Raw genomic sequence first — 15,638 nt, 5'->3', positions numbered from 1 at the left:
AAACAGTATCCCTTTTTTTATACACAAGGTGCGTATGCAACCCCAATTGAACCAGGACCTGTATGAACTACAAGTGATGGTGTAATTTGAGTAATCATAATTGAATTAACATTTGGATGTTCCTTAACCTTATTATATAGGTACTGAGCATCCTCGGTTGCCATTCCGTCAAGAATAGAAACATCAGCCTTTGAAGTATCTAAGAACTTCATTAATGGCTCAATCATCTTATCAAGAGAGTTTTTTCTACCTCTTGCCTTAGTATGAGTGTAATATTTACCATCCTCCGCAATAGATATTATAGGTTTTAGGTTTAAAACAGTACCTAAAGTAGCAGAAACCCTACCTATACGACCACCTTTTTGTAGATATTCAAGTGTATCTACAGTAAAGAATAGTTTTGTCTTTTCCTTATAGTCATTAAGCTTTTCTATAATAGTATCAAATGAATTACCAAGACTAATAAGTCTAGCAGCTTCAAGAGTTACCATTCCAAGTCCCTTAGATAAGAGTTTTGAATCTAAAATATGGATTTTAATACCCTCAATTTCTTCAGAAAGAGATTTCATCATACTAAAAGTACCACTTAGACCATTAGAAATAGCAACAACTAGGCAATGTGTATATCCATTTTCCTTGATTTTTTCAATAGTCGCTAGAAAGTCACCTGGTGATGGCATTGAAGTTGATGGAATTTCCTTTGAAAAGTTATCATAGATCTCTTTACTTGTTATATCAATACCATCTTTATAGTCTCCATGGCTATAACAAATTCTAAGAGGAACTATATTTATATTATTTTCTATAATAAGTTCATTAGAAAGATCACATGAACTATCAGTAACTAGTGCAATTTTTTCCATAGCATAACCTCCGATTAATACATAGATAAACTAATTATACAACTAAGGTGATTCTTTAACAAGATAATCAATTGAAAATAGGGAAAAATTAAAGAAATTATTTAATTTATGTTTTAAAAAGACAATATTGGTAACAATAAAAATAATAAATATTTTAGGAGTTGATAGCTAATATGTCAAGTACATACATAATCGATGGGTTTAGAAGCTATATGGAAGGTATAAACTTAGAGAAAAGCCAAGTAGATTATAATATTAAGGTTATGAGAACTTTTTTAAACACTGTATTAAGTCCTCAGGGTAAGGATCTTGATAGTATCGACATATATGCATTTGAAGAGTTTACTGATCTTACGGAAGTTATAGATAATGATCTTGGCGGCAAAAGTGGAATTGGATTAATTTTAGATGCATTTTTGAATCTTACAGAATACTTAAAGATTAATAAGATTATAAAGGGTGGTAAGATTGCATATTACAGAAGAATTTTCACAAACAAAGAATATTATCTTGATAAGTATGAAGCTATAAAAGGGAAAAAGGATGGAACACGTGAATATATTAGAAAAATCACTAAGAATAGAATAAGTCAGAATATAGTTAGGGTACTTGAAGATATTAACACTAATGAAATTAAACTGCTTCGTGATATTGAGAATGTTCTTGATGAGGAGTACGAAAATGAAGCTGCACCTGAGGTTATAGACCTTTTAAAGTCAATAGAATTTATTACATATAAGGGAAAGAGAATGGTTACAACGAAAAAGGGGAGAGCAATACTAAGACTTGAACCAGAGGAAAGATACGCAGGTATATTGTATGCCTTTATTTATGAAGCAATTTGGTTTGATTCTATTAAGCTTGATAAGCCATATATTTTAAAAGCAATATCTTCAGTTAGCAGTATATTTCAATTAGATGAGGATATTAACATTTTAAATTATAGTATAGATGAAGAGGGTTACCTAGTTGTATGTAATAACAGTTATAGACTATCTAGATTCCTTGAAAGCTCTAGAAATAAACTTATATTTGATGTATTATTTGTAGGACTTGGAATGGTTAAAAAAGTAAATGATCAGACATATAGCTTAACTTTAATTGGATCAATAATATTGAAGTTACTATCATCTGAAAGTGAAGCATACTTAAAATATAGACTTAAACGTATTGATACACTTTTAAAGAATAAGAATTATTCAAATCTAGAAAGTGAAATTTTAGATTTTATAGTTGTTTTTGGCGAAAGTTCAACTATGATAGATTATTTAGGTCAGATTTTAATTCTTAAGAGTAAGTATAAGGATGCATATAAGGTTTTATCATATGGATATGAGAGGGCAGAAATGAAAAGTAGCAGAGCAAAAAAGATACTTACCCACCTAATTATATGTTGTAGGAAGCTTGAGTTTAAAGGTGAAGAAGGTAATTACACTAAAAAACTTAATTTAATAGACAAATAAAACCAGCATAAATGCTGGTTTTTTATCTGAATTTAAGATTATGTTTTTTAAGTAGTGAGTGCTTCATATCCCAAATATTATGTGATAAATCAACATAGTATTTATGAGGATAATCGAATCTTAATACCTCATCCCATAAACATGAGATTTCATTATGTGCATATTCTCTAATTTCCTTAGTAGTTGGAGAAGTATATACACATTTTCCCTTAATGAATACTTCATTAAGTAATTTTTTAGCATAATAATTTTCCACTTTTTTTCTTTTCCATGTGTATATAGGGTGGAAAATTTCTAGAGGTTCACTTTCATTAATTACCTCATCATGGAAGGTTATTAAGTCAGCAATTGCTTTGTTTGTAACCTTATCAAATAATCTATATACTTGTTTAAAACCTGGAGTAGTAATTTTTTCAGGATTTTCACTAATTTTAATTTTAGGTATTATTTCTCCATTCTCTTCAAGAGCAACAAGTTTATATACACCACCTAATACAGGTTCTGACTTAGAGGTGATAAGTCTTTCCCCAACACCAAATGAATCTATTTTAGCTCCTTGGCTTAAGACATCCCTTATTATATATTCATCAAGTGAATTAGATACTACTATCTTACAGTCTTCAAGTCCGTTATTATCAAGCATTTCACGTGATTTTTCTGTTAGGTAAGTTATGTCACCACTATCAATTCTAATTCCAAGAGGTTTAATTCCTCGAGGTAAAAGTTCCTCTTTAAAGACTTTTATAGCATTTGGAACCCCAGACTTTAAAACATTATATGTATCTACTAAGAGTAGGCTATTTTCAGGATATGTACGTGTCCATGCTCTAAAAGATTCTAGTTCTGAGTCGAATAATTGTACCCAGCTATGTGCCATTGTACCTACTGCTGGAACTCCAAACATTTTTTCAGCAATTGTACATGCTGTAGATGAACATCCTCCTATATAGGCAGCCCTAGCGCCGAAGATAGCACCATCATAACCTTGAGCACGTCTTGATCCAAATTCCATAACACTTCTGCCTAGAGCAGCTCTAACTATACGATTAGTTTTTGTTGCTATAAGAGTTTGGTGATTTATTGTTAAAAGCATCATTGTTTCAATAAATTGAGCCTGCATAACTGGTCCTTTTACTGTAACTAAAGGTTCATTTGGAAAAACAGGTGTGCCTTCATGAACAGCGAAGACATCACATTCAAATTTAAATGTTCTTAGATAATCTAAAAATTCTTCATCGAATATATTTTTAGATTTAAGATATTGTATATCATTTTCGGAAAAGTTAATGTTATTCAGATATTCTATTAGTTGTTGAAGTCCTGCAAATATGCAAAATCCTCCGTTATCTGGAACTTTTCTAAAATAAAGGTCAAAATAAGCTATTTTATTCCCAACGCCACTTTTAAGAAATCCATTAGCCATTGTTAATTCATAGAAATCAACTAAAAGGGTAAGGTTTCTATCTTCCTTCCAATCTATTTTGTACGACATTATTTCTCTCCTTGTAGTATGTATTAGACTTATAGTATGCCCTAAAATCATTAGTACAATATATATTCTATCATAAAATTAGCAACATATTAAATTTCTATGTTTTTTAACTAAAGAAAATAGTATAATATTCTTATTATGTGGAAAAATTTATTGAATGTGGAGGGATTGTGTTGAGTTTTGCAAGTAAATGCAAGGAAATGCCAACAAGTCAGATATTTAGTTATTTACCTAAAAATAATTATGAATTTTTATATAAAGCATTTAACAATAAAAAAACATTCTCATATATAGATAAGAGTGAAAAGGTTAATTATTGTTGTTTATGTTCAAATGAAGATGTAATGGGAATACTTAAGGCTAAAAAGTCTGTATATGTTGATAAGCATAATTTGGGACTTGTATTTAAGATAAATCTAACTGAATATGGATATTCATATGATTTTGTTTTTGATGTATTTTGTCAGGAAGACCGAAGTCTTTTAGATAGAATTATTGAAGAAAAAGAAGTGATGATTAGTTTTGTAGTTAAACAGGGAACAACCTTAAATAAGGCATTTCATTTTGACTTTACTATAGATGAATCTCTTAAAGAGCGAATAGAGTACTTAAAATATATTACATATAACATGCAGTACCCAAGAATAAAGAATAATATACACGGAGTAGAACATGGAAAATTTTTAGAAGTAAAATTTGATAGTGAACTAATTTCTAATATACTAGTAATATGTGATAAATTAAGTAAGTGGAAAAGCGTTGATGATTTCAATATAAGTTTACTTTATGAAGATAATATTAAAATCATTATTACTGGTGAGTGTAAGAATATGATGTTAATTAAAGATGAAATTGCAAAAGCTAACTCTATTATTAGCGAAGGAAGAATGGAAAATTTAGGAGTTCCTTTACTAAAGTATAATAAGGGATATCTATATTTCTATGAACATATAAAAAAAGCTAACTAAAATGCAATTGAGGCTGCTGACACTTTATTTTGTCAGCAGCCTTTTTAATTAAGTAAATAGGACTGTTAGATCCTATATTATTTTACGGAATATTATATCTTAACTAACATTATCATAACTGATAACTTATAAATAATAAGCATAATCACTAAATAACACAAAACATAAGATATAAAGTATTACCATCTATTACGATAACTAGTACATATATTATCTTATGGTATATAATAAATACATACTTAATTATGGAGGATGCTATATGAGAATATCAGGGTTAGAGAAGAAAGCAACTATAGCAAGAAAAGCAAGTAGTTCAAAGTCAAAATCGATTGCTAATTTTTCAAATATATTAGATTCTGCAAATAAAGAACAAGTAACTGTACAACTTGATGCTATGATTAATGATATAGATAGAGTAGGAAAGAAATTAATATCAACTAGAAGTGTAGAAGATGCTAGGGAATATAAAGAAAAAATAAAGGAATACCTAGAACTTATTGTTAAAAATATTTATATTCTAAAGAAAGAAACAGGTCCATATAGTTATGGAGTACATATTAGAATTGAAGTTATTGACGAGAAGCTAGATGCCTTAACTAAAGATCTAATTAGTAATCAGCAAGAAAGTATTGAGCTTGCTAGCAGAATCTCTGAAATCAGAGGTCTTTTAGTAGACATTTATAAGTAAAAATAAAAGAGGTATGAATTAATTCATCCTCTTTTTATTTATGTATTAAAGTAGTGAAGCTACAGCTGGAAATAGGCTTAATAGAAATGATACTAAAACAACTATAGTTACAATCTTAATCATCTTTTCACGTTTTTCTTTTCTGCTTGCCATTTACACACCTCATTATATTATATTTTATTTTACATAATGCAATATTTTAAATAAAATAAAAGTATCCACAAATTATATTATAGATTAGTTTAGAATATAGTCAACATATCCATTAAAAGGAAGGTTAATATGAATAAATTTGGTACCGCAGTAATTTTAGCGGGTGGAAAGAGCTCAAGAATGGGATTTGATAAAAAGGATTTAGTAATAAATGATATGCGCCTTTTAGAAAAATTAACTCATGAACTTAGAAATGCTTTTAGTGAGGTAATATTAATAACAAATAAGGAGAATACATTAAACATATTTGATTATGTATCACCTGATATTATTGAAAGTATGGGACCTTTATCTGGTATTTATACAGGTCTTACCTATGCTAAAAGTAAGTTTGTATATTTTATTGCATGTGATATGCCAATAATTAATTATGAATACATAGAATATATGAAACAACAAATTGAAAGTGATTTAAGCTCTGTGGCCTGCGTTACAAGATATGAAAATTGGATAGAACCCTTTAATTCGTTTTATTCTAAAGATTTAGCGCATAAAATAAAGGAGTATTTAGATTCTAATAGAAGGAGTATTTATAGCTTCTTAAAAGAGAATAATACTCTTTATATAGATGAGGAGATTGCTAGAAGTTTTAGCAATGATTTTAGGATGTTTTATAATCTAAATACTAAAGAAGATGTTTTAGATTATACTAACTATATAAATAATAAGAAAAAGGTGGGAGAGTAATGAAAAATACAGACATAGCAATGGGACTTATAAGAGTTACAGAATCAGCTACATTACAGTGTTCAGAATACCTTGGTAAAGGTGATGCCTGTACCCTAGAAAAGGTTGCAGTAGATGGAGCAAGACATGCATTTAACTTATTACCACTAAAGGGGAAGATTGTAATAGGGGAATGTGATATGAAAAAACTCCCAATAATTTATAGTGGTGAAAAGGTTGGAATGTGGGATGACGGACAAGAAAAAGTAGATGTAATTATTGATCCTGTTGACGGACCACAGCTTGTTGCTAAAGGGAGAGAGAATGCTATATCAGCTATTGCTTTAACTGAAACAGGTGGAATAATAAAGCTGCCAAAGGTATATATGAAAAAAATTGCAGTAGGTCCTATGGCAAAGGATGCAATTGATATAAACTTATCTCTAACAGAGAATATAAGTAGAGTTTCTAAAGCACTTGATAAAGATGTTTCAGAAATTACTATAATGATTCTAGATAGACCTAGGCATGAAGATATTATAAAAGAAGCTAGAGACGCAGGGGTTAGGGTTAAGGTATTTGCTGAGGGTGATATAGCAGCAGCACTTGCAACTGCTTTTGAGTTTACAGGTATAGATATGTTAGTAGGTTCAGGTGGCGCACCAGAGGGGATATTAGCGGCTGCTGCTCTTAAGTGTATTGGTGGCGGACTTCAATGTAAGTTACTTCCACAAGATGAGAATGAAATTAATATATGTAAAAGAGCAGGGATAACTGATATTAATAAGGTATTAACTCAAGATGATTTAATATTATCAGATAATGTGTATTTTGCAGCAACTGCAATTACAAGTTGTGAGGTATTAAAAGGAGTTAGGTATGAAGAGCATAAGGCTATAACTCAATCCCTTGTTATGAGATCACTTAACGGTACTATAAGATTTGTTGAGGCAACACATAATCTTGATAAGACTATGTTGAAACTTGACTAGAATTTAGGAGAAAATAATGGACGGATTTTTACTTTCAAGCATAATTTTAGCTGTTTGCATTATTTGTATATTTATTAGACCATTTAACCAAAAGGAATGGATATATCCATTAATACTTGCTATAGTCTCACTTTTTTTAGGGTTAGTTAGTTTAGATGATATTAAGTATGTGTTTTTAAATACATGGAATGCAGGACTTTCATTAATCTCTATTATGATAATATCGATTTTACTTGATGAAATAGGATTTTTTAGATGGGCTGCCCTCACTGTTGTGTTTACATCAGAGGGAAGTAGGGTTAAACTTTTTATTAATATTATTTTCCTTGGATCTTTAATAAGTATATTTTTTAATAACGACGGTGCAATACTAATATTAACTCCAATTATATATGAAGCTATGAAAAGTATCGGGTTTTCATATAAGGAGACTATACCATTTTTATTTGCATGTGGTTATATAGCGGACACTGCAAGTGTACCACTTGTTGTTAGTAACTTAGCAAATATTGTTGCTGTAGATACTCTATCGATTGGATTTTCAGAGTATTTCAGTAAGATGATAATACCTGGAATAGTAATTATAATTGCTGTTTCAATAACAATGTATATTAATTTTAAAAAAGAACTTACGGGTAAATTTACACAAATAAAAATATTAAATCCTGATGATGAGGTTAAAGATTGGACATTATTTAATTCAGGGGTATTAATACTATTCTTAGTTGTATGTGGGTATTTTATAGGGTCAATTTATAATATAGAGGTGTCTATAATATCGTCACTTGGAGCTATAGCCTTATATATTCATTGTAAAATAAGAAAGACTATTAACTTAAAGGGCGTATTTTCAAAGGCACCTTGGAGTATTTTAATTTTTGTATGTTCAATGTACCTTATTGTATATGGGTTATATAATAATGGGTTAAACCATGTAATGGAGGGAGTACTTCAATATTTAAATACAAAATCATCCATTATAATTTCATTAATATATGGTATAATATCAACAATAACAGCTTGTTTTATGAATAATTTGCCATCGGTTATGGTAGGTTCTATTGCAATAGATAATAGTAACTTACTTGAATCAACTAAGGAGATTATTTCCTATGCAAATGTTATAGGAAGTGATGTAGGTGCAAAGATAACACCTATTGGTTCACTTGCGACTATAATGTGGCTTAATATTCTAAAACAAAGGGGTATTAATATAAGCTTTAAAGACTATACAATAACCTCATTAAAGGTAATTACAATACCTTTAATTATTGGACTTATAGTTTTAGCGTTAATGTGAGGTGCAATATGAAAAAGGAAGTTAGAAAAAAACTACTTGAAGATAGGAGTAGTTTAACAATTAATGAGGTAGAATCATTAAGCAGCCTTATTAATAGTCATATTTTAAAATGGGACAAGTATATAAACAGTAAAACGTTTATGACCTATTACGCATTTAGAAATGAAGTTTTAACAGATGATGTTATTAATAATGGATTTGAAAAAGGTAAGATGGTTGTGCTTCCAAAGTCAATAAAAGATGGAAGTGTAATTCTACCTTGTATAATAAAGAGTCTTGGTGATCTTGTAGAGGGAAATTACGGTATACTAGAGCCGAAACCTGATAATTTAGCTGAGAAAAATCAACTTGATATTGTATTTGTACCAGGGGTTGGATTTGATAGAAATGGATTTAGAATCGGTTATGGTGCAGGATACTATGATAGATTTTTAAAGGATTATAAAGGAATAAAAGTAGGAGTTTGCTTTGAAGTTCAGGTAACAGATAATGCATATCCAGATAGTCATGATATTGCTATGGATTATATTATCACTGAAAGGGGTATAATAAAAACTGGTGATGAATAATGAATATATATGCCCTAGATGGAGAATGTAAGTTAATAAGTGAAGAAGAAATTAATCTAAATTTAGACTGTTTTTATTGGTTTAATATTACATTTGATGAATGTGATATTCTTAAAAAATACATGGATATAAGCATCTGTACACATGAGGAGTGTATTAAGAAACTTGAAAATGCAAAGGTAGAGTTTTTTGATAGATACACACTAGTGTCTCTTTTATCTATGAACTATGATGCAGGTAAGCTTTCTTCAGATAATTTAGTTGTGTTCTTAAACAATAAGTTTATAGTTACAATTACAGAACATGAAGCTAAGGTTTTAACAAGGCTTGAGAATGATCTTACAACATGTAAAAACAGTGCATTTTTCTCGAAAAGTTCTCCATCAAAGCTGCTTTACTACATTCTAGATAAAATAATACTAACTGATTATGAAATAATAACCAAACTAGAAAAAATAGCAGATAATTTAGAATTACATATACTAAAAAATGCAAATAAACAGTTTCTTAATGCATTAATACATTTAAGACATCAAATTCATACCTTAAGGCGTAGTGTTGCACCGTTAAGATATGTTGGAGATGACTTAATTACAAATGAAAACAATATATTTGATGAGGATGTATTAGGAAACTTTAAGAATATAAACTCTAAAATAGATAAATTAATGCTTTCACTTGAGAGTCTAGTACAATATACAGCCCTTGTTAGGGAAGCTTTTGAAACCGAAATGGCTAATAAGACAAATGAACTTATGAAGCTATTTACTATAATCGCAATGATATTTTCCCCTCTAACTTTAATAACAGGAATATATGGTATGAACTTTAAAATTCCTGAGTATAGATGGGATTATGGTTATCTTTACGTAATTATAGTTATGGTTTTAGTATCTATTGTATTATTTATATATTTTAAGAATAAAAACTGGATGGATTAAGGTGGTGCCGTAATGAATAAACTAGAAAAAACATATGAAAGCTTCTATGCAAATGCAACTGAGGAGCAAATTAAAGAAGTAATGAACTTAAATGAAGAATATAAGGTGTTTTTAGACACATCTAAAACTGAAAGAGAATCAGTTGATACAATTGTATCTTTAGCTAAAACATCAGGATATAAAGAGCTTAATGAATATGATTCATTAAAAGCTGGAGATAAGGTTTATGCAATTAATAAGCATAAAGGAGTTGTATTATTTACTATTGGATGTGAATCAATTGTAGATGGTATGAACATATTAGGTTCACATATTGATTCTCCAAGAATAGATCTTAAGCCTAATGCATTATATCAAGATGAAGAGCTTGCTTTATTTGAAACACATTATTATGGTGGAATTAAAAAATACCAATGGGTTACTATACCGCTAGCTATACATGGTGTATTTATTAAAGAAAATGGCGAAAAAGTTAACATAGTTATTGGGGAAGATGAATCAGATCCTGTTGTTTATATTACAGATCTTTTAATTCACCTATCATCTAATCAAATGGAGAAAAAACTAGCAAAGGGTATTGAGGGAGAAGATTTAAATATTCTAGTTGGAAGTATTCCACTAAAAGATAGTGAATCAAAACACAAGGTTAAGGCAAATATTTTAAAGATACTTAATGAGAAGTATGGAATAGTTGAAGAAGATTTTGTAAGTGCTGAAATCGAAATAGTACCAGCTGGAAAGTCAAGAGATGTTGGGCTTGATAGAAGTATGGTTATGGGATATGGTCAAGATGACAGAATATGCGCATTTACTTCACTTAAGGCTATTCTTGAAATAGAAGCTCCAGCTAAGACTGTAGTTTCATTATTTGTTGATAAAGAGGAGATTGGAAGTGTTGGTGCAACTGGTATGGAATCAAAATTCTTTGAGAATATCGTTGCAGAGGTTATGGATAAACTTTCAGTATATTCAGAGCTTAATCTAAGAAAATCACTTGCAAATTCAAGTATGCTTTCAGCAGATGTAACAGCTGCTATGGATCCTATGTATAAGTCAGTGCTTGAAAGAAACAATGCTGCATTTATGGGTAAGGGCGTAGTTTTAACAAAGTACACTGGCTCAAGAGGAAAAAGCGGATGTAATGATGCTAATGCAGAATTTGTAGCAAAGCTACGTAGAATATTTAATTCAAACAATATTACTTGGCAAACAGCTGAACTTGGTAAGGTTGACCAAGGAGGCGGAGGTACTATTGCTTACATACTAGCTCAATATGGTATGGAAGTTATAGACTGCGGAGTAGCACTTTTAAGTATGCATGCTCCATTTGAAATATCAAGTAAGGCAGATGTTTATGAAACTTACCGTGCATATAAAGCTTTCTTAATAGAAGCTTAAAATAAAGCCTAGGGCAACGCCCTAGGCTTAAATTATATTCCTATCTAAGTATCTATACTGAAGAGCCTCTGCAATATTATCGATTGTAACATCGAGACCCTCTTCAAGGTCTGCTATAGTTCTAGCGATTTTTATTATTTTATTAATGGATCTACTACTTAGTGAGAGGCTATTATATGCGGATTCTAGGAATGAATTTGTTTCTTTGGATAAATTACAGTACTTTCTAATATGGTGGCTTTGCATTTGAGAATTATACTGTATCCCATCGTTTTTAAATCTATCTATCTGTATTTCTCTACATTTTGTTACTCTTTTTAAGATTTCAGATGAGGACTCTTCGGGTTTAATAGACATAATTTCTTTGTATTTAATATTTTCAACTGATATATGCAAATCTATTCTATCTAAAATAGGACCTGAGATTTTAGATAGATATTTTTTGATCTCATAGTCATTACACCTACAGGATTTTTGCTCTGAAGGATATCCGTAGAATCCACACTTACAGGGATTCATAGATCCAATAAGCAAGAATCTACAGGGATAGGTATATTTTCCTTTAACCCTGGATATTGTGACAGTTTTAGACTCGATAGGGTCTCTAAGGGCCTCTATTACCTCCCTTTTGAATTCAGGCATTTCATCAAGATATAATATACCAAGATGTGCAAGAGAAACCTCTCCAGGTATAGGGGATACACCTCCACCTATAATTGAACTAATAGAAGCAGTATGATGTGGACTTCTAAATGGTATAGCCTTATGAAGGGATTTGCTGTCTAAAAATGCACCGGTTATGCTGTGCACACTGTTAACTTCAATAGCTTCGTCCTTACTTAAAGGGGGTATTATAGAAGGCATACATTTACTAAGCATTGTTTTACCTGTTCCAGGTGGCCCTATAAAAAGTATATTGTGGTTGCCACTAGCACTTATTTCACAGGCACGCTTTGCAAAGGTTTGCCCTTTAACATCAGCAAAGTCATTAAATAATTCACTGTTTATAAGGTTAAAGTCATTAGAGGTTAGCTTTGAGATATATTCTGTATCATTAAGGTGTTCAATAACATTTATTAGCTTTTTACATGGAAATATATTAATACCTTCTACATATTCCACTTCTTTTAAGTTATCATATGGAATAAATATATTTTTAATATTTAGATTCTTAGCTGAGAGCACCATTGCAAGCACTCCAATTATAGGTTTAATAGAACCATCTAATGATAACTCTCCAATAAAGGCGGATTCTTTTGAGTTAAAATCTTTAATAGTTCCTATATTGTGGAGGATTCCAATAGCAATAGATAAGTCAAAATGTGAACCTTCTTTTTTAAGGTGGGCAGGTGCAAAGTTTATTAGAATTTTAGCAAGTGGAAAGTCGTATCCAGAGTTCTTAATAGCAACGCGGACCCTTTCCTTAGATTCTTTAACAGCAGCATCCGGTAATCCTACCATATTAAATATAGGGATACCATTTTGAACATCTGATTCTACTGAGATTGTATATCCGTCAATGCCATGAAGTGATATTGAATTAATTGAACTAATCATAACAACAACTCCTTAGTTTAGAGTATAGTCATAAAATTTTTATTTATAACATTTAGTATTATTAAAGTTATTAATAGTCTTGATTTTTCTACAATTTGTTGACGATATTAAAAACATACTAGTATAATGAAGCATAATGAACAAAGCTTATGAGGTGTATGAATGGATAGAAAAGTTAAAATAGGTATTATAGGTGCAGGTGCAGCAGGATTAACTGCAGCTATATACGGAGCAAGATTTGGTGCAAGTATTTTTATGTTTGAACAGCTTGATAGGGTTGGCAAGAAAATACTTGCAACAGGTAATGGAAGATGTAATATTACTAATATTAATATAGATATTTCAAGATATCATGGACAAAGCCCTAAGTTTGCACTATCAGCCTTAAGAGAGTTTTCTTCAAAGAAGGTAATTGATTTTTTTGAAGATCTTGGTGTTCATTGTAAAGTTGAAGACATGGGAAAAGTGTTTCCTTATAGCGATCAGGCATCAAGTATACTTGACGTTTTAAGACATGAACTGGAGTATTTAGGTGTTAGTGAGAGGATTAACTCAAAGGTCACAAATATTAAAAGTATTAAGGATGGATTTAAAGTAATAACCGATGAAGGAAGTTATTCTGTTGATAAAGTTATTATTTGTACAGGTGGGAAGTCTTGTCAAAAGCTTGGTTCTACTGGTTTAGGATATAAATTAGCTAGGGAATTAGGTCACTCTTTAGTAGAACCCTTCCCAGCACTTGTACAAATTAAACTAGATTATAGCAATCTTAAGTCAATTAAAGGAGTTAAGTTCCAAGGAAGTGCTAGTGTAATATCAAATGGGAAAAAAATTAACACTTCAAACGGAGAAATACTCTTTACAGACTATGGTATATCAGGTCCACCTATTTTGAATTTAAGTAGAGATGCTCTAAAAGTTTTAGATGAAAGTGGCCAGTGTAATATTGAGGTAGATATGTTTAAGGACATAAGTCATGCTGAATTAAGTGAAATTCTTAAAAAGCGAATTAAGAATTCACATAATAAATCAATAGAGTTTTCACTTGTAGGTCTTATTAATAAGAAGCTAATACCTACAATATTGAAAGACCTAAAAATTGAAGGTATTACTAGACCATCTAATGAGTTATCAAATAAACAAATAGATGAAATGTGTTCACTACTAAAGAAATGGACATTTAAGGTAACAGGCTCAACAGGGTGGGAATTTTCTCAGGTAACAGCTGGTGGAGTAAATGTTCGTGATATAAATCCAAAGACAATGGAGTCAAAGATTCAAGAAGGGTTATATTTTGCAGGTGAGGTTCTTGACATTGACGGAGATTGTGGAGGATTTAATCTTCAGTGGGCATGGTCCTCAGCATATGTTGCTGCACTAAATGCAACAAATTCATAAGATTGTATAAAAACATTTAATTATGATAAGAATCATACTAATAATCTTTAAGGAGAATTGGTATGGATTTATTAAGGAAACTATGGTTTACTAATGTTAATGTTGATAAGAATGTTAAGCTGCAACTTATAGATGAAGGAGTTAACTTAAATTCACTATATGGCTACAGTTACGAAAAGCTATTAAAGCTCTGCCTTAGTAGTAAGGATATAGAGGCTATAGAAACTAGTAAAAATCCTGACTATTATAATAATGTTGCTAAGTATTTAGAGAAGGAGAAGATTAGATTTATATTTATTGGGGATAAAGAATACCCTGAATATTTGAGAAATACATTTAATCCTCCAACTGGGCTGTTTATTAAAGGGCAAGAAGTTAACTTTAACAACTGCATTGCAGTTGTTGGAGCTAGGCGTGCTAGTGAATATGGGAAAAATACTGCTCGTAGTATATCCAAAACTTTAAGTGAACACGGACTAACAGTGGTTTCAGGTATAGCTTTAGGAATAGATGCAGCATCACATATTGGTGCAATTGAAGGTGGCGGAAAAACAATTGGAGTAATTGGAAGTGGCCATATGCATAGATATCCATCAACTAATAGTCACATATATGATCAGATAGAATCAAATGGAGCTGTTATTAGTGAGTACTTTCCGGAGGTAATACCATTTAAAACACACTTTCCTGAAAGAAACAGAATTATTAGTGGGTTAAGTAAAGGAACTGTTGTTGTTGAAGCTGCGCAAAAGAGTGGATCTCTAATTACTGCGGCACTTTCACTTCAAGAAGGAAGGGAAGTATATGCAGTACCAGGTAATATTACATCTAAGAATAGCTGTGGAACTAATAGTTTAATTAGAGAAGGTGCAAAGGTTGTTTTAGACCCAGGAGATATATTAGAAGATTTCGATATTGAATTAAATAAACCTGTTTCCTATGATATGAATTTGTCAACAGAAGAAAAGCGAATTCTAAGTGTACTTACTATTGAAGAATTAAGCTTTGAAGATCTGTTTTTAAAGTCTTCAATGGAAAGACATAAACTTATAAGTATACTTACTAAAATGGAATGTACAAGACTTATAAAAAGGGTGTATGGTAACACATATAGTGTGTGTTAACTTGAT

At 30.6% G+C, this 15,638-nt stretch carries 14 protein-coding genes; 11 read left to right on the top strand and 3 right to left on the bottom strand.

Going from position 1 to position 15,638, the window contains the following annotated elements; genetic code table 11:
• Positions 1-17 precede the first annotated feature (17 nt).
• A complete protein-coding gene (locus RR539_RS03595; RefSeq protein ID WP_332473988.1) occupies positions 18-863 on the bottom strand; it encodes a DegV family protein in 846 nt (281 codons plus the stop codon).
• 173 nt (positions 864-1,036) lie between these two features.
• Here RR539_RS03595 and RR539_RS03590 point away from each other — a divergent pair, with 173 nt between their 5' ends.
• On the top strand, positions 1,037-2,326 hold the full coding sequence (locus RR539_RS03590; RefSeq protein WP_332473987.1) for a hypothetical protein: 1,290 nt from the start codon (positions 1,037-1,039) through the stop codon (positions 2,324-2,326).
• A gap of 22 nt (positions 2,327-2,348) precedes the next feature.
• On the opposite strand, the gene RR539_RS03585 is transcribed toward RR539_RS03590, so the two are convergent.
• Entirely contained in the window at positions 2,349-3,818 is a 1,470-nt protein-coding gene (locus RR539_RS03585) for a nicotinate phosphoribosyltransferase (protein ID WP_332473986.1), read from the bottom strand.
• A 173-nt stretch (positions 3,819-3,991) separates the two neighbouring features.
• Here RR539_RS03585 and RR539_RS03580 point away from each other — a divergent pair, with 173 nt between their 5' ends.
• From RR539_RS03580 to RR539_RS03545, 8 genes are all read left to right on the top strand, one after another.
• Positions 3,992-4,786: a hypothetical protein gene (locus tag RR539_RS03580; RefSeq protein WP_332483437.1), complete on the top strand. Its 795-nt coding sequence runs from the start codon at positions 3,992-3,994 to the stop codon at positions 4,784-4,786.
• A gap of 259 nt (positions 4,787-5,045) precedes the next feature.
• A complete protein-coding gene (locus RR539_RS03575) occupies positions 5,046-5,474 on the top strand; it encodes a YaaR family protein (RefSeq protein WP_332473984.1) in 429 nt (142 codons plus the stop codon).
• 282 nt (positions 5,475-5,756) lie between these two features.
• Positions 5,757-6,374, top strand: a complete 618-nt coding sequence (gene mobA, locus RR539_RS03570; protein WP_332473983.1) for a molybdenum cofactor guanylyltransferase — start codon at positions 5,757-5,759, stop codon at positions 6,372-6,374.
• Entirely contained in the window at positions 6,374-7,345 is a 972-nt protein-coding gene (gene glpX, locus RR539_RS03565; RefSeq protein WP_332473982.1) for a class II fructose-bisphosphatase, read from the top strand. The genes mobA and glpX overlap by 1 nt, the downstream gene beginning before the upstream one ends.
• A gap of 16 nt (positions 7,346-7,361) precedes the next feature.
• The gene (locus tag RR539_RS03560) at positions 7,362-8,645 is read left to right on the top strand and encodes an ArsB/NhaD family transporter (RefSeq protein WP_332483436.1); all 1,284 of its coding nucleotides are present in this window, start codon (positions 7,362-7,364) and stop codon (positions 8,643-8,645) included.
• Positions 8,646-8,653: 8 nt separating this feature from the next.
• Positions 8,654-9,214 (top strand): 5-formyltetrahydrofolate cyclo-ligase, encoded by a 561-nt coding sequence (locus RR539_RS03555; protein ID WP_332473980.1) that lies wholly within the window; start codon positions 8,654-8,656, stop codon positions 9,212-9,214.
• Complete coding sequence (locus RR539_RS03550; RefSeq protein ID WP_332473979.1) at positions 9,214-10,155, top strand: magnesium transporter CorA family protein; 942 nt, start codon at positions 9,214-9,216, stop codon at positions 10,153-10,155. Before RR539_RS03555 ends, RR539_RS03550 begins: the two co-directional genes overlap by 1 nt.
• Before the next feature lie 12 nt (positions 10,156-10,167).
• Positions 10,168-11,553, top strand: coding sequence for an aminopeptidase (locus RR539_RS03545; protein ID WP_332473978.1), 1,386 nt, complete (start codon positions 10,168-10,170; stop codon positions 11,551-11,553).
• 27 nt (positions 11,554-11,580) lie between these two features.
• On the opposite strand, the gene RR539_RS03540 is transcribed toward RR539_RS03545, so the two are convergent.
• Positions 11,581-13,110, bottom strand: coding sequence for a YifB family Mg chelatase-like AAA ATPase (locus RR539_RS03540; protein WP_332473977.1), 1,530 nt, complete (start codon positions 13,108-13,110; stop codon positions 11,581-11,583).
• Positions 13,111-13,272: 162 nt separating this feature from the next.
• Between RR539_RS03540 and RR539_RS03535 the strand changes: the two genes are divergently transcribed.
• Positions 13,273-14,508, top strand: coding sequence for an NAD(P)/FAD-dependent oxidoreductase (locus RR539_RS03535; RefSeq protein WP_332473976.1), 1,236 nt, complete (start codon positions 13,273-13,275; stop codon positions 14,506-14,508).
• Between the two features lie 62 nt (positions 14,509-14,570).
• Entirely contained in the window at positions 14,571-15,632 is a 1,062-nt protein-coding gene (dprA, locus tag RR539_RS03530; protein WP_332473975.1) for a DNA-processing protein DprA, read from the top strand.
• The last annotated feature ends 6 nt before the right edge of the window (positions 15,633-15,638 follow it).

The sequence above is a fragment of the Clostridium sp. genome, assembly GCF_036639235.1.
In the GTDB taxonomy this organism is placed as follows: domain Bacteria; phylum Bacillota; class Clostridia; order Clostridiales; family Caloramatoraceae; genus Clostridium_AB.
The sequence above is the reverse complement of the archived record's forward strand: the minus strand, read 5'-3'. Positions and strand labels throughout refer to the sequence as shown.

Coding starts and splice junctions, on each gene's coding strand:
- RR539_RS03595 (WP_332473988.1), bottom strand. CDS start 863: ATGGAAAAAATTGCACTAGTTACTGATAGTTCATGTGATCTTTCTAAT.
- RR539_RS03590 (WP_332473987.1), top strand. CDS start 1,037: ATGTCAAGTACATACATAATCGATGGGTTTAGAAGCTATATGGAAGGT.
- RR539_RS03585 (WP_332473986.1), bottom strand. CDS start 3,818: ATGTCGTACAAAATAGATTGGAAGGAAGATAGAAACCTTACCCTTTTA.
- RR539_RS03575 (WP_332473984.1), top strand. CDS start 5,046: ATGAGAATATCAGGGTTAGAGAAGAAAGCAACTATAGCAAGAAAAGCA.
- mobA (WP_332473983.1), top strand. CDS start 5,757: ATGAATAAATTTGGTACCGCAGTAATTTTAGCGGGTGGAAAGAGCTCA.
- glpX (WP_332473982.1), top strand. CDS start 6,374: ATGAAAAATACAGACATAGCAATGGGACTTATAAGAGTTACAGAATCA.
- RR539_RS03560 (WP_332483436.1), top strand. CDS start 7,362: ATGGACGGATTTTTACTTTCAAGCATAATTTTAGCTGTTTGCATTATT.
- RR539_RS03555 (WP_332473980.1), top strand. CDS start 8,654: ATGAAAAAGGAAGTTAGAAAAAAACTACTTGAAGATAGGAGTAGTTTA.
- RR539_RS03550 (WP_332473979.1), top strand. CDS start 9,214: ATGAATATATATGCCCTAGATGGAGAATGTAAGTTAATAAGTGAAGAA.
- RR539_RS03545 (WP_332473978.1), top strand. CDS start 10,168: ATGAATAAACTAGAAAAAACATATGAAAGCTTCTATGCAAATGCAACT.
- RR539_RS03540 (WP_332473977.1), bottom strand. CDS start 13,110: ATGATTAGTTCAATTAATTCAATATCACTTCATGGCATTGACGGATAT.
- RR539_RS03535 (WP_332473976.1), top strand. CDS start 13,273: ATGGATAGAAAAGTTAAAATAGGTATTATAGGTGCAGGTGCAGCAGGA.
- dprA (WP_332473975.1), top strand. CDS start 14,571: ATGGATTTATTAAGGAAACTATGGTTTACTAATGTTAATGTTGATAAG.